We start from the raw sequence: 1,054 nt of genomic DNA on the forward strand, positions 1-1,054 counted from the left end.
ACAGGACGCTGGTTTCACAACCTCTTTCTTTTACTCTAATTCACCGGCTGCCCAATGATTGATTGGTCCATATTTATGCCCTACGTTTATTTCTTCACGAATCGCACGGTTTACATAGTCTTTTGCCAATCGGATCGCTTGTTCTACTGTTTTTCCTTTAGCTAATTCGGCTGCAATACATGCAGATAACGAATCGCCGGTCCCATTGATCCGGTCAGTAGGATAAAATGGCGCATTCAGCCAAAATGATTTTCCTGATTCAAGCAATACGTAGTCGTTGACTGTTTCTTGCTGCGCATCTTTTGCATGATGTCCTTTGATCATGACGTTTTTCGCACCCATCTCTTGCAGTTCTTTTGCTGCTTGCACAAAATCTTCTTCAGTTGCTAATGTCCGTCCAGTCAGCTTTTCTGCTTCGTAAAAATTAGGTGTCAGTACTTCTGCCAAAGGGACAAGTTTTTCTTTCAAGCTTTGTAAAGCAGATTCTTCTAGTAAAAGATTTCCATGTTTCGTTACGATCACGGGATCCACGACTAATGGTCCAAAATCATATTTTTGGTAATTTTTTACAACTGTCTCAATCAAATTTGAATCTGCTAGCATACCTGTTTTAGCTGCACGTATTTGAAAGTCCTCTGCAATCAGTTCAAATTCTTTATCGATAAAATCGGTTGGCAAGGTCACACTTGCTCCGATTCCGTAAGAATTTCCTGCAACACATGCGGTCATGACAGAAACACCGTAAACACTTCTTGTAAAGAATGTATGCATATCTGCTTGCATCCCTGCGCTTCCATCGCTATCTGATCCTGCGATCGTCATTGCTTGTACATACTGCTCTTCCATCAAATCGATCCCTCCATTTTTATAAAAAATTTTTTTCATGATGCTGTTACTGTTTCTATCATATGTTTTTCAAAGTATCCCTCAGTAAATATACCACTACCTTTTCTTGGTAATCAAATTTATTTGAAAAAACATTAGTAATAAATCAGAAAATAGTTGTCATTTATTTGAACTAGTTATTCTAATAACAAATACCCGCTATTCGAAG

Annotated in this window: 1 protein-coding gene; it reads right to left on the reverse strand. The window is 38.3% G+C overall.

The features are described 5' to 3' along the window. Nucleotides 1-30: 30 nt before the first annotated feature. Nucleotides 31-846, reverse strand: a complete 816-nt coding sequence (gene thiD, locus ESP02_RS13130) for a bifunctional hydroxymethylpyrimidine kinase/phosphomethylpyrimidine kinase (protein ID WP_010727841.1) — start codon at nucleotides 844-846, stop codon at nucleotides 31-33. Nucleotides 847-1,054 lie beyond the last annotated feature (208 nt).

It is taken from the genome of Enterococcus sp. NBRC 3427, from assembly GCF_007996925.1.
GTDB classification, from domain to species: domain Bacteria; phylum Bacillota; class Bacilli; order Lactobacillales; family Enterococcaceae; genus Enterococcus_B; species Enterococcus_B lactis.